General features: G+C 72.0%; 11 protein-coding genes and 1 pseudogene. 2 read left to right on the top strand and 10 right to left on the bottom strand.

Translation table 11 applies throughout. The annotated features are described in order from the left end of the window. The 6 genes from G6R24_RS01500 to ftsZ all read right to left on the bottom strand — a co-directional run. A partial coding sequence (locus G6R24_RS01500) for a DivIVA domain-containing protein (protein WP_163547359.1) occupies window positions 1-701 on the bottom strand: 701 nt, incomplete at its 3' end. 93 nt (window positions 702-794) lie between these two features. Next, on the bottom strand, window positions 795-1,049 hold the full coding sequence (locus tag G6R24_RS01495) for a YggT family protein (RefSeq protein ID WP_163547364.1): 255 nt from the start codon (window positions 1,047-1,049) through the stop codon (window positions 795-797). A gap of 79 nt (window positions 1,050-1,128) precedes the next feature. Then, a complete protein-coding gene (locus tag G6R24_RS01490) occupies window positions 1,129-1,689 on the bottom strand; it encodes a cell division protein SepF (protein WP_163547358.1) in 561 nt (186 codons plus the stop codon). Window positions 1,690-1,699: 10 nt separating this feature from the next. Then, complete coding sequence (locus tag G6R24_RS01485; protein ID WP_163547357.1) at window positions 1,700-2,596, bottom strand: YggS family pyridoxal phosphate enzyme; 897 nt, start codon at window positions 2,594-2,596, stop codon at window positions 1,700-1,702. After that, the gene (pgeF, locus tag G6R24_RS01480; protein ID WP_163547356.1) at window positions 2,593-3,324 is read right to left on the bottom strand and encodes a peptidoglycan editing factor PgeF; all 732 of its coding nucleotides are present in this window, start codon (window positions 3,322-3,324) and stop codon (window positions 2,593-2,595) included. The genes G6R24_RS01485 and pgeF overlap by 4 nt, the downstream gene beginning before the upstream one ends. A gap of 23 nt (window positions 3,325-3,347) precedes the next feature. Continuing rightward, entirely contained in the window at window positions 3,348-4,901 is a 1,554-nt protein-coding gene (ftsZ, locus tag G6R24_RS01475; RefSeq protein WP_163547355.1) for a cell division protein FtsZ, read from the bottom strand. Between the two features lie 387 nt (window positions 4,902-5,288). Here ftsZ and G6R24_RS01470 point away from each other — a divergent pair, with 387 nt between their 5' ends. Together G6R24_RS01470 and G6R24_RS01465 are read left to right on the top strand one after the other, a co-directional pair. Further along, window positions 5,289-6,956, top strand: coding sequence for a UDP-N-acetylmuramate--L-alanine ligase (locus tag G6R24_RS01470; RefSeq protein ID WP_163547354.1), 1,668 nt, complete (start codon window positions 5,289-5,291; stop codon window positions 6,954-6,956). Window positions 6,957-7,093: 137 nt separating this feature from the next. Then, window positions 7,094-7,642: a nitroreductase/quinone reductase family protein gene (locus tag G6R24_RS01465; protein ID WP_163547353.1), complete on the top strand. Its 549-nt coding sequence runs from the start codon at window positions 7,094-7,096 to the stop codon at window positions 7,640-7,642. 134 nt (window positions 7,643-7,776) lie between these two features. Here the strand turns inward: G6R24_RS01465 and murG are convergent, their stop codons facing one another. The 4 genes and pseudogenes from murG to mraY form a co-directional block, all read right to left on the bottom strand. After that, window positions 7,777-8,916: an undecaprenyldiphospho-muramoylpentapeptide beta-N-acetylglucosaminyltransferase gene (murG, locus tag G6R24_RS01460; protein WP_163547352.1), complete on the bottom strand. Its 1,140-nt coding sequence runs from the start codon at window positions 8,914-8,916 to the stop codon at window positions 7,777-7,779. 531 nt (window positions 8,917-9,447) lie between these two features. Continuing rightward, window positions 9,448-10,833, bottom strand: a pseudogene (ftsW, locus tag G6R24_RS01455) (putative lipid II flippase FtsW); the annotation flags it as partial. Between the two features lie 3 nt (window positions 10,834-10,836). Beyond that, complete coding sequence (gene murD, locus G6R24_RS01450) at window positions 10,837-12,306, bottom strand: UDP-N-acetylmuramoyl-L-alanine--D-glutamate ligase (RefSeq protein WP_163547351.1); 1,470 nt, start codon at window positions 12,304-12,306, stop codon at window positions 10,837-10,839. Between the two features lie 4 nt (window positions 12,307-12,310). Beyond that, window positions 12,311-13,378 (bottom strand): phospho-N-acetylmuramoyl-pentapeptide-transferase, encoded by a 1,068-nt coding sequence (gene mraY / locus G6R24_RS01445; RefSeq protein WP_163547350.1) that lies wholly within the window; start codon window positions 13,376-13,378, stop codon window positions 12,311-12,313. Window positions 13,379-13,418 lie beyond the last annotated feature (40 nt).

Raw genomic sequence — 13,418 nt, 5'->3', positions numbered from 1 at the left:
AGGTCGCGCAGCTGCATCTCGAGGTAGGCGCGCAGGCGGGTGCGGTACTCGCGTTCGAAGGCGCGCAGCTGTTCCACCTGGCCCTCGAGGCGACGCTTGTCCTCCTCCAAGCCGCCGAGCTGCTCGGCGACGTGGGCGCGGGCCTCGCCGATGATGCGGTCGGCGTCGGCGCGGGCGTCGCGGCGGGCACGCTCGGACTCGGCGCGGGCTTCCCGCAGGGCCTCGTCGGCGGTGCGCTGGGCCAGGACGAGCGTGCGGGCGACGCGCTGCTCGATCTCGGCCTCGCTGGCCTGGCTGGGGCCGGTGCGGGCGAGGGCGCCGCCCTGACCGACGGCGGGGATGACCGTGGTCGGCGCGCCACCCTGCTGGGGCTGGGGGGGCTGCGGGCCGGTGGGAGGCGCGGCGGCGCGCTCACGGGCGGCCTGGGCCTGCAACTGCGCGATCTGGCGACGGGACTCGTCCACCTGGCGGCGCAGGCCCTGGTTCTCCTCCAGGATCTGCGCGGGCACCGCGGGCCCTCCGCCACCGGAGCGGCGGGCCTCGTCGAGCTGGCGACGCAGGTCGCTGTTCTCGTCGAGCAGCCGGGTCAGTTCCGCTTCGACCTCGTCAAGGAAGGTGTCGACCTCATCCTCGTTGTAGCCGGTGCGAAACCGCGTCGGACTGAAGACCTTGTTCTGTACGTCCTGTGGTGTCAGAGCCACGTCGCCTCCTCGTGCGGCATCGCCGCTCCCCGAAGAGAGGGCGGTCTGCGGGCAGTCTCCCGCGCCCGCGTTCGCGGTGTGCACACAACCCCGTTACAGCTTCTGGGCGTAGCTTCGCAACACGACGATCACTAGAAACAGCACCAGAAAGCCGAGGTCAAGTTGGACACTACCCACCATCAACGGAGGCAGGATGCGCCGGATGAACCGTAACGGGGGGTCAGTCACCGTGTACACAGCTTCGAAGATCACCAACAGCGGCCCGGTGGGGCGAAACGAGCGGCCGAGGACGAGTACCAGGTCCGTGATCCAACGGGCGATCAGGAACAGAAGGTAGACCAGCAGCAGCCACGAGAGCAGCTGTCCTAGCGTGCTGATGGCACCCTCTCCTGTGAACCAGGGGGACGCGACCAGCTCGCGAACCCCGTCATGACTGGTTGTAGAACCCACCCTCACGGATGCGTCGCTTGTCCGTCTCGGTGACCTCGACGTTGTGCGGCGAGAGGAGGAAGACCTTGTTGGTCACCTTCTCGATGTCACCACGCAACCCGAAGATCAGCCCGGCGGCGAAGTCGACCAGCCGCTTGGCGTCGACATCGTCCATGTCGGTGAGGTTCATGATAACGGGCGTGCCGTCCCTGAACTCCTCACCGATCTGGCGAGCCTCATTGTAGCTACGTGGCTGGAGCGTCGTGATCCGGTAGGGGTGTGGCTCCTCGATGGGGGCCACCCGGCGCACCGGCACGGGTCCGGCGGGGCGAAGCGGCTCGACCGGTGGACGACGAGGCATGGCGACCGACTCCTCCCGTGCGTCGATCCGGCGGACCGAGCGGTCCATCGGAACCGGATCATGCACCATTCGGCGATCGTCAAGACGCCGATCGTCATGGTCTACCGCACGACCGTCGTCGTCGTAGTCGTCATCGAGATAGTCGTCGTCCTCCTCGGCCAGACCGAGGTAGACCATCGCCCTGCGCCCGAGCCCCATGGGCGCGACTCTAAGGGACACCAGGCCGTTCACCGAACAAAGCGGTCCCGATCCGTAGGTGTGTCGCGCCCTCGGCGATGGCCGACTCGAGATCTCCTGACATGCCGGCACTGATCACCGTGGCTCCAGGGTGGTCTCTGACCAGGCGTTCCGCGACGTTCCGCAGACGGGCAAATGCGCCACGTGGTGACTCACCACGTGGCGCAACCGCCATCACCCCGCGCAGTGTCAGCCCGGGTGCCCGCGCGACGAGATCGGCGAGCTCGCTGACGGCGCCCGGATCGATGCCGCCCCGGCCCGAAACGGCAACCCCACTCGAATCCGCCCCACTGGAGGCCCTCGGGGGGTCCAACGAGATCTGCAGGCAGACCGACAGTGGCCGGCCACGCTCGACCGCGGCCCGTGACAGACCGTCCACCAGGGCCGCACGGTCCACAGACTGCACCCAGTCCGCCCAACGGAGCACGGATCTGGCCTTGTTGCGCTGGAGTTGTCCCACGAAGTGCCACACCGGCCGGTCGGGCACCGCCAGCCCGGCGCCCGGCGTCGACGCCGCCTTCGCCGGGTCCGCCGCCGCCCGCGCCCCCGCGTCGGGTCCCCCCGCTCGTGGCGCATCGCCCCCAAGGAGCTGGTGTGTGACGAGGTTCACCTTGGGTCTGGCCTCCTGCTCCCGGTTCTCCGCGAAGTCGCGCAGGCCAAGAGTGTGCAGGATCACGGCGTCCTCGGCCGGATAGGTCTTGCTGACCGCGACAAGAGTGAGCTCGGCGGGGTCTCGTCCGGCGGCGACGGCCGCGGTGGCGATCCGTTCCCGCACCACGGCCAGCCGGCTGGCAAGATCGGCCCGGCGCCGTTCGTCGGCGTGGCGCGGTTCGTCGGCGTGGGGCGCTGGTCTGGCGGCGTCCGTCATGACGGCAGCCAGGCGAGGCCGGCGAAGCGGCCGGTTCGTCCGTCGCGGCGGTAGGAGTAGAGCGAGAAGTCCTCGGCCGGACACCGAGCGGACACCGCGACGCGGGTCACACCCATCCTGGTGAGCTGGCCGAGGATGCCGGCTCGCAGATCGATGGCCGCGCCGCCCTGCCGGGTGTGGGCCGCGCTGCCCGGCACGAGACGTTCGACCTCGGCGCGCAGCGGCGCCGGAACCTCGTAGCAGCCCGCGCACACGCATGGCCCGACGGTGACCTCGAGCTGGTCGGGACGGGCCCCCAGAGCGGTCAGCGCCTCGACCGTCGCGCTGATGACGCCCTCGGCCATGCCCACCCGGCCGGCGTGGGCGACCCCGACCGCGGTCGGCGCCTCGAACAGCACCGGTGCGCAGTCGGCGACCATCACCGCGAGTGCGAGCCCGGGCACATCGGTGACCAGCGCGTCCGCCTCGGGCGGCGGCCCGGGCTCGCGCACCAGCGCGACCTGGCGACCATGGACCTGGCGCATGTACCGGACCGGCACGCCCAGCCGGGCGGCCAGCCGAGCCCGGTTGGCCGCCACCGCGTCCGCGTCATCCCCGACATGGTCGCCGAGGTTGAGCCCACCGACCACGTCGGGCCGGCCTGCCGCGTCGAACCCGGTGGCGGCGTCAGGCCCGCCGAAGGGTGGTGCGCTGACCCCGCCTGCCCGGGTCGTCACGAGAACCGGCATGGCCGGAGTCTCCCCTGGGTCGGCTACTTGAGGAAGTCCGGCACGTCCAGTTCGTCGTCGTCGGCGACCGGGCGGACGGGACGACGCGGCGGGTAGGTCGGCCGGGGGCCGCTGGCGCGCGGCGGCTCGGACCGGTGCTGGGCGCCATAGCCGTGATCGCCCGTGGACGGTTCGATGTTCGTCTCCCGCGCCGGCGGCGCGACCCGGGACTCGACCGTGGAGATCACCGTGGAGTCGCCGGGGTTGGCGCTCGGGCGGGTCGCCGGCGGGTCGGGCAACGGGTCGGGGTGGTAGTGCCCGACGTTGGACGAGCTGATCGGCGAGGGAGGCGCCTGGAGGTAGCTGGGCGTGGGCGGGGCGGCCTGCGCGCGGGCCGGGGCCGGCGCGGGAGCCGCGGGGGCCGCTGGTGGAGTCGCCGGGGGCGGCGAGGACGGCGCCGCGGTGACGGTACGTGGTGTGCCCGGGATCGTGGGCAGCGGCGGGAGGATCGTCGTCGACGCGGCGCCGGTGGCGCCGGGTGGCAGGGCCGCACCCCCGCCCGCCGCACCGGGACCGGTCGCGCCGGGACCGGTGGCACCGGGAGCACTCGGGCGGCGCTGGGTCGCGTTGAGCGTGCGGGTACGGCGGTCCTGCACCGTGTCGAAGCCGGCGGCGATGACCGTCACCCGCACCTCGTCCCCGAGCGCGTCGTCGATCACGGCACCGAAGATGATGTTCGCCTCGGGATGGGCGGCGTCCGCGACCAGTTCGGCGGCGGCGTTGATCTCGAACAGGCCGAGGTCGGAGCCACCGGAGATGTTCAGCAGGACGCCCTGGGCACCGTCCATGCTCGCCTCCAGCAGGGGGGAGGCGATGGCCTGTTCGGCGGCCACGGTGGCACGGTCGTCACCTCTGGCTCGGCCGATACCCATCAGGGCGCTGCCGGCATGCGACATGACCGTCTTGACGTCGGCGAAGTCGAGGTTGATCAGACCCGGGGTGGTGATCAGGTCGGTGATGCCCTGGACACCGGAGAGCAGCACCTGGTCGGCGCTGCGGAAGGCGTCCAGAACGCTGATGTCGCGGTCTGTCATCGCGAGCAGTCGGTCGTTCGGGATGACGATGAGGGTGTCAACCTCGTTGCGCAGGGTGTCGATACCCGTGTCGGCCTGGGTGGCCCGGCGCCGGCCCTCGAAGGTGAACGGCCGGGTGACGACACCGATGGTGAGCGCGCCCAGCGAGCGGGCCACGTTCGCCACCACGGGGGCGCCACCGGTTCCGGTGCCACCACCCTCGCCGGCGGTCACGAAGACCATGTCGGCCCCCTTGAGGACCTCCTCGATCTCCTCGCGATGGTCCTCGGCGGCCTGTCGGCCCACTTCGGGATCGGCCCCGGCGCCAAGGCCCCGGGTCAGCTCACGGCCGACGTCCAGTTTGACGTCGGCGTCGCTCATCAGCAGGGCCTGGGCGTCGGTGTTGATGGCGATGAACTCGACGCCCTTGAGACCGACTTCGATCATCCGGTTTACGGCGTTGACACCACCACCACCGATCCCGACGACCTTGATGACCGCGAGATAGTTCTGGGGGGCAGCCATGCGGTGTCGGTCCTCCAGCGGCGTCGGTGGTCGGACGGGGATTAACCCCGCCCCTGCGGCACCGCGGGACGGCATTGCCGCGCGGCGAGCGGGGGAAACAGTCAGAGTCTCAACCTTCACCGTCAGCTAGACGGTTACAGTTATGTCAACTTCCGGCTGTGGATCGGACAGTAGGCACGGCTTAGGCACTGGTCAAGGAAGCTGCCGGCGCGTCATCCCGCTTCGTGTCCCAGCTCTCCCCAGAATCCTGACACAGCCCGCTCCGCACCGCTGACACCGCTGTGTCCCTCGCACCACCGTGCGCACCCGGATGACACGTGCGGACTCACCCGGACGGCCCTACCCGGACGCATCAGGTCAGGTACCGAGGATGATGTACTGCCCCCCGTGACCCGTCAGCGGACCCAGCACGTCCACTTCCTCGGCATCGGCGGTGCCGGGCTGTCGCCCCTCGCCCAGATCCACCTGGCTGGCGGCGGTACCGTCAGCGGAAGCGACGCGGAGGACTCCCCCCGGGTGGCGACGCTGCGCGCCCGTGGCGTCCCCGTGCGCGTCGGCCCCGCCACCGGGCCGGGGGCCCTCGCCACCGAACTGGCCGGGGTGGACGTGGTGGTGGCCTCCAGCGCCCTGGCCGACGACCACCCCGAGATCGTCGCCGCCCGTGAGCTGGGCCTGCCGGTGCGCCGCCGGTCCGAGTGGCTGCCCGAACTCACCGCCGACTACCGGCTGGTCGCGGTCGCCGGCTCACACGGCAAGTCGACGACGTCCGCGATGCTCGCCCTGGTGCTGCGCGCCGCGGGGCTCGACCCGACCGCCGTCATCGGGGCGGAGGTCTCCCAGCTCGGTGGCAACGCGCTCACCGGGGCGGGCGACGTCTTCGTGCTCGAGTCCGACGAGTACGGCGGGGCCTTCGCCGGCCTCACCCCCACCCTGGCGATCATCACCAACGTCGAGTGGGAGCATCCGGACATCTTCCCGGACGAGGCCGCCGTGCGCGCCGCCTTCACCGCCTTCGCCGGGCGCGTCCGCCCCGGTGGTCACCTCGTCGCCTGTGGGGACGATCCCGGCGTGAGCGCGGTCCTGGCCGCCCTGCGCGCCGACCCCGCCTGGTCCGCCGGTGTGACCGTGACCGACTACGGTTTCGGCGCTGGTCGCCACTGGCGGGCCGTGGACGTCGTCCCCGCCGCCGACGACGACACGACCCGGGCCCGGGTGCTGCGGGCGGGCGAGGAGGTCGGCAGCCTGGTCCTGGCCGTGCCCGGTCACCACTCGGTGCTCAACGCGCTCGCCGCGCTCGCCGTCGCCACCGAGCTCGGCGTCGAACCCGCCCAGGCTCTGGGCACCCTGGCGACCTATACTGGGGCCGCGCGCCGGTTCGAGTTCGTCGGCTACTGGCAGCCGTCCGTCCGTCCGCCGGCGGAGATCCTGCCCGCGGGCGTCTCCCCCGCCGCCGCGCCCCTGACCGCCACCGCCGTGGACGGCACACCCCTGCCCGTCACCTCCGCCGCGGCCGACCCGGACGGTGTCCACAGCCTCGAGATCATCGACGACTACGCGCACCATCCCACCGAGATCCGGCTGACCCTCGCCGCGGCTCGTTCCCGCGCCGGTGACCGCGACGTGTGGGCGGTCCTGCAGCCCCACACCTACAGCCGCTTCGCGGCCATGCTGGACGGTTTCGCCGCCGCCTTCACCGACGCCGACCGCGTCTACGTGACCGACGTCTACGCCGCCCGCGAGACCGACGACCTCGGTCTGCATCCCAGCGACCTGGTGAGCCGCATCACCGCGCCACCCGCCCACTACGTACCGTGGTCGACCCTGATCGACCGCCTCACCGCCGATGTCCACAGCGCACTCGACGACCCCGCGTCCGTCCCCCCCGCGCCCCGTGTCCCACCGTCCAGCGGCCCCGTCGACGACAGCCCCGCCTCCCCTGAATCCTCGGGGCGGGGAGCGACCCGGGGTGTGCTGCTGCTGACGCTCGGCGCCGGGACGATCACGACCGTCGGCCCCCGCCTGCTCGCCTCGCTGGGCATCCCCCTGCCCGCCTGATCGCGCCGCGGCCCACCAGTCCGACGCGGCGAGGCCGACCGATCCTGCGTGCCCTCACGCGGGACGGATGGTTGACTGCCGCAACACGCCCACCGCCGGCTCCGGCCGGCGGCGACCGGTGAGAATGGATTGAGACGATGGCTGACACGCAGGTTCCCCGCACACCCGGCTTCGACCTCAAGGCCGTCAACCAGACCGTGATCGCCGAGTACCGGGCGACCGGTGGCGTCCTGGAGAAGACCCTGCCCGGCTCCCGTCTCGTACTCCTGACGACGATCGGACGGCACTCCGGCAAGGAGCACGTCACCCCGCTCGGCTACGTCGCCGAGGCCCCCACCCCCGACGGCAGCACCGCGGGCGAGGGCAGCAGCAGCACGGGCGAGGGCGACCAGCCGGCCGCCGCGGGCGGGTCCGGCGTCGATGCGCGGCGATCCGACCGTCTCGTCGTGTTCGCCTCGAACATGGCGTCGTCGCGCCATCCGGACTGGTATCTCAACCTGACCGCGAACCCCAAGGTCGTCGTGGAACTCGGCCACGAGCGCGTCGACGCCGAGGCGACGACCGCCACCGCCGACGAGCGGGTCCGCCTGTACGCCGCGCTGGTGGAGACCATGCCTGGTATCCGCGGCCACCAGGACCAGGTCGACCGCGAGATCCCGGTGGTCGTGCTCGCCCTGCTGCGCTGATCACCCCGCCGCCCACCCCGGTCCCGTCCGGGTGGTGCGGCCCCAGGCCCCTGACGTCCACCGCTCGCGGACGAGCTCGAGGGGCAGCCGCGGCAGCACCGGACAGCGGCCGGCAGCCGCGACGACGGCCGTGCTCAGGAGGCCGCGTGGCGGGGGCGGGAGCGACGGGTGCGCCGGCGAGTGGCGGCGGCGGTGTGGATCAGCTCGACGATCGCGGCGGCGGCACGAGGATGGCCGGTGCCGGCGCAGGCCGCCGACATCTTGGCCAGACGTTCCGCCGAGGTGAGGACCGGCAGGACGTTCTCGAGCAGCCAGTCGGGGGACAGCGCGCTGTCCTCGACGAGCAGGCCACCACCGGCCTCCACGGTCGGCAGGGCGTTGCGACGCTGCTCACCGTTGCCGATCGGCAGCGGTACGTACGCGGCGGGGAGGCCCACCGCGGCGAGTTCCGCGCAGGTCATCGCCCCGGAGCGGCACAGGGTCAGGTCGGCGGCGGCGTAGGCGGACGGGATGTGGTCCAGGTACGGCCGCAGCTCGTAGGGAGCCGGCAGGCCGCGGGGCAACGCCGCGGCGACCTCGTCGTAGTTCTTGGGACCCGCGGCGTGCAGCACCTGGACGCCGGCGGTGGCCAGCGGACGCGCCACCGCGGTCATCACCTGGTTCAGGCTGCGCGCACCCTGTGATCCGCCGAAGACGAGCAGGGTGGGACGGTGCGGGTCGAGGTGGTAGCGGCCGCGGGCGGCGCGCACGGCGGCGGGGGAACGATCCAGGGTGAGGATCTCCGCGCGCAGCGGGATGCCGGTGAGGGTCGCGCCACGCAGGGGCGTCCCCGGGTAGGACGTGGCGACGTACGGGGTGAAGCGGGCACCGAGACGGTTGGCCAGACCCGGCAGGGGGTTGGCCTCGTGCACGACGATCGGGATGCCGCGGCGGCGGGCGGCCAGGTAGGCCGGCACCGAGACGTACCCGCCGAAGCCGACGACGACGTCGGCCCGGGTCTCGTCCAGGACGGAGCCGGCCTGGCGGATCGCGGCGCGCAGCCGCCCGGGCAGGCGCAGCAGATCAGGGCCGGGACGGCGCGGCATCGGCACCTTCGGCACCGTCGCCAGCTCATGGCCGCGCGCCGGCACCAGCCGTGCCTCGACACCGACCGCCGTGCCCAGCAGGGTCAGCCGTAGCCGCGGGTCAACGTCCCGCAGGGCATCCGCCACGGCAAGGGCGGGTTCGACATGGCCGGCTGTCCCGCCGCCGGCGAGCACCACGCTTCGCAACATCGGTCAAGACGATGACACATCACGGCGCACCGATGTCACCCCGGGCCCGCCGACGCGCCCGGCGGGCCCGGACGGCGCGCCCATCCCACGTCCCGGACGGCGCGGCCCGGTCGGCACCCGTCCACCGATGTCCCGGCTGTCCACCCCCCGTGACCTGCGGCGACCTGGCGGATGACCCTCCGGACCCACCGGGTCGTCACCGTCGGGCCGCCCGTTGCCCCGCGAGCCACCCGCCGAGCGCGTGTCCCGCGTCTCACCCGCCTCCCGCCGCCCGCCGGACCCACGCTGGCCCCCTCCACGCGGTTCACGCCGTCCACGCGGCTCTGTCGACGCACGCGGCTCGCGGCGTCCACGCGGCTCCGCCGGCTCACGCGGTGCGCGCGGCTGGCTGGGTACGTGTGGCTGGCGCGACCCGCGCCCACGGGGCCGGCCGCGGCCACCCGAGCGGCCGGCCTCGGACGGGTCGATGCGGTTGCCCTCGATGGTCACCAGGCCGAGCACCGGACGGCGCGGACGCCGACCGGGGAGCAGCCGCTTGGTCCGCACCCAGATCGGGATGGCCCGGGCCGCCCGCCGTTCCTCGGCGCGTCGCCGCAGGTACTCGGCGGCAGCCGGTTCGGACCGGGCGAAGGCGAGCAGCATGCCCAGTGCCAGCAGGGTGGGCAGCAACGACGAACCGCCGAACGACACCAGGGGCAGGGTCACTCCGGTGATCGGCAGCAGGCCGACGACGGCGCCCATGTTCACCACCGCCTGTACGATGATCCACGCGGTGACGCCGGCGGCGGCGAGCCGGACGAACAGGTCGTCGCTGCGGTGCGCGATGCGCAGCCCCGCGTAGCCGAGCACCCCGAACAGGCCCACCACCACCAGGCTGCCGACCAGCCCCAGCTCCTCCCCGATGATCGCCAGGATGAAGTCGGTGTGCACCGCCGGCAGAAGGTCGGGCCACTTCTCCACGGACGCGCCGAGCCCCTCACCCCACCAGCCACCTGTCGAGAGCGCGTAGATGCCCTGGACGGCCTGGAAGCCGTCCCCGTTGGCGTCCGCGAAGGGATCGGTGAACGACAGCAGGCGGCGCATCCGATAGGGCTCCAGCACCGCCAGCATCGTCGCGGCGACGATGATCGCCACGAGCATCGCGGCGTAGAAGCGCTTCGGGGTGCCGACCACCCACAGGATGGTCAGCGGCACGACGGTCACGCAGATCGCACCGCCGAGATCCGGCTCGAGCAGAATCAGCAGGTCGATGAACAGGAACATCGGCACCAGGGGCACCAGCAGGTGCTTGGCCTCCGTGAGCCGGCGGCGCTTGCGCACCAGCAGATCGGCGCACCACAGCACCAGCGCGATCTTCACCAGCTCGCTGGGCTGCACCGTGATCGGACCGACCACGATCCACTGCCGGGCACCGCCGCGGACACTGCCGATCCCCGGGACGAGCACCACCAGCAACAGGAAGATCGTGAGGCCGAGCAGCGGGTAGGCCACCCCCCGGAAGACCCGCACCGGCAGGCGGCTGGCCAGCACGGCGATCGGCACACCGATGCCCACCCAGATCGCCTGCCGGATGAACAACGTGTAGGACGAGCCGGAGTCCGCGTACGACCGTACGCTGGACGCCGAGAGCACCATGACCAGGCCGAGCAACAGCAGCAGACCGACCGAGGACAGCAGCAGGTAGTAGGACGCCAGCGGCCGGTCCAGCAGCGGCATCCGCGACGCCGCCTCCCGGTCCTGCTCGCCTTCCCCGCCTACCCCGCCTGCCTCGCCCGCCTCGCCCGCCACCGCGACCGCCCGCGGCCGCACCGGAACCTCGTCACGTGGCAGCCCGCCACCCCGCGGCGACCCGGAACCCCGTTGTGACCCGGAACCGCGTTGTGACCCAGAACCGCGTTCCGGCCCCGACCCCGCCACGCCTCACCCCTCTCGCGCGTGTACCGCCTCCGCGAACTGGTCACCGCGGGCCGCGTAGTCGCGAAACATGTCCATGGATGCGGCGGCCGGCGCGAGGAGCACCGTGTCGCCCGCCCGGGCGAACGATGCCGCAACCCTCACCGCATCGTCCATGCCGGCAGCCCGTTCCAGCGGGACATCGGGGGCGTGTCGGGCGAGGGCGGCAGCGATCTCATCCGCACAGGTACCGATCAGGACGGCCGCGCGCAGCACCCCACCGGCTGTCCGGACAAGGTCATCGAAGTCCAGGCCCTTGTTCAGCCCGCCGGCGATCCACACCACCGAGGAGTAGCCGGCCAGCGACGCGGCGGCCGCGTGCGGGTTCGTCGCCTTGCTGTCATCCACCCAGCGGACGCCGTTCACGACGGCCACCTGTGCGTTGCGATGGGCCCCGGCACGAAATCCCGTGAGCGCCGCACCGATCGCGTCGGGCGCGATTCCCCGGGCACGCGCGAGCGCCGTGGCGGCCAGCGCGTTGGAGATCATGTGATCCCCCACCACCCGAAGGTCACGGACAGCAACGATTCGGCCGCCACCAAAAGCATGATCCGCGATGTGACCGTCAGTGACGGTAACGCCCTCACCAGGAAGTTCGCGTCCGAACAGGACGTGGCGGCCGTGGGCCTTGGCCAGCAGACGCAGGCTCGCGGGGTCGTCGGCGTTACCAATGGCGATGGTCTGCTCGGCCGCGAAGATCCGTCCCTTCGCCGCGGCGTACGCCTCGGCACCGCCATGCCAGTCGAGGTGGTCGGGTGCGATGTTGAGTACCGTCGCCGCGAACGGGACGAGGCGCTCGGTGTAGTGCAGCTGGAAGCTGGACAGCTCGACAGCCAGCGCCTCATAGGGCGGATCGGCGTCGACGGCCTCGACGATCGGGGTGCCGATGTTGCCGGCGGTGGTCGCGCGCAGCCCACCGGCGACCAGGATCGCGCCGAGCATCTCGGTCGTCGTCGTCTTGCCGTTGGTGCCCGTGATGGCCAACCAGTCGGCCGAACCTCGCAGCCGCCAGGCGAGCTCCACCTCCCCCCAGACGGGTACCCCCGTCGCGGCCGAAGCGGTGATCAACGGCGCGGTGGGGGGCACACCGGGCGAGGTGACGACCAGCGACACACCGCCCGGGCCGGCCGGGAGTCCGCCAAGCTCGACCGTGGCTCCGAGTTCACGCAGCCGGGAGGCCGCGGCCCGCTGCCGTTCGCCATCCCCGGCGTCGACGACACGCACCCGGGCCCCGCGGGTCAGCAGCGTCCGCGCCGCCGCCGCCCCGGACACCCCGATCCCCACGACCAGCACCGACCGTCCCGCCCACTCCGTCTGGCCAGCGGATTCGGCCTGACCAGCGGACTCGGGCCGGCTGGCGGACTCGAGCCGGCCCGTGGACGTCTCAGGGTCGGCTGGTGCCGGTCGGATGGGGTCGTTCGAGGCGCCGCCCGACATGCTGCTACCCTCCGCCCTGATTCAGGAACTCGGCGTAGAACAGGCCGAGACCGAACGCCACCGCGAGGCCGGAGACGATCCAGAAGCGGATGATCACTGTTGTCTCGGGCCATTCGGCGAGTTCGAAGTGATGGTGGATCGGCGCCATGTTGAACACACGCTTCTTCGTCGCCTTGAAGAAGGCCACCTGGATCAGGACGGACAGGGTCTCGATCACGAACAGCCCGCCGAGGACCACCAGCAGCAGTTCGGTCCGGCTGACGATGGCGATGCTGGCGAACGCACCGCCGAGCGCCAGCGACCCGGTGTCCCCCATGAAGATCTTCGCGGGACTCGCGTTCCACCACAGGAAACCGAAACAGGCGCCCATCGCCGCCGCCGCGACCAGTGCCACGTCCAACGGGTCACGCACCAGGTAGCAGCCCGACTGGTCGGCAGCCGACCCGCACTGGTTACCGAACTGCCAGAAAGAGATGACGACGTACGCGCCGAAGACCATCGCCGAGGTTCCGGCGGCGAGCCCGTCCAGACCGTCGGTGAGGTTCACCGCGTTCGACGTCGCCGCGATGATGATCCAGGCCAGCAACGGGAACGCGATGATTCCCACCGAGATCGACGTGTCCCGCACGATCGAGATGTACGTCGAGCCCGGCAGCAGCCCGTCGTGGTTCTTGAACCGCACCGCGAGCAGGCCGAACGCCAGCGCCACCGCGGCCTGGCCGGCGAACTTCATCCGCGCGGTCAGGCCCAGGCTCCGCTGCTTACGGATCTTGATCCAGTCGTCCAGGAACCCGACCAGCCCAAGCCCGGTCATCACCAGCAACACGAGAAGTCCGGACGCGGTGAAGCCGATCCCGGTCACCAGATGGGCCAGGAAGTAGCCCACCAACGTGGCCAGGATGATCACGGTGCCGCCCATCGTGGGGGTACCGCGCTTGGTCAGGTGGCTGGACGGCCCGTCCTCGCGGATCTCCTGCCCGTAACCCTGCCGGCGGAACAGCCGGATCACCCAGGGCGTGCCCAGCAACGACACCACCAGCGCGACCAGCGCCGCTATCAGTACGCCCCTCACCCGGACGCCCCACCCGCAGGATCACGTCGATGCCGACAGC

The organism is Candidatus Frankia nodulisporulans, from assembly GCF_902806475.1.
Lineage (GTDB): Bacteria > Actinomycetota > Actinomycetes > Frankiales > Frankiaceae > Frankia > Frankia umida.
Note: the sequence above shows the minus strand (reverse complement) of the source record. Positions and strands in the feature narration are given on the sequence as shown.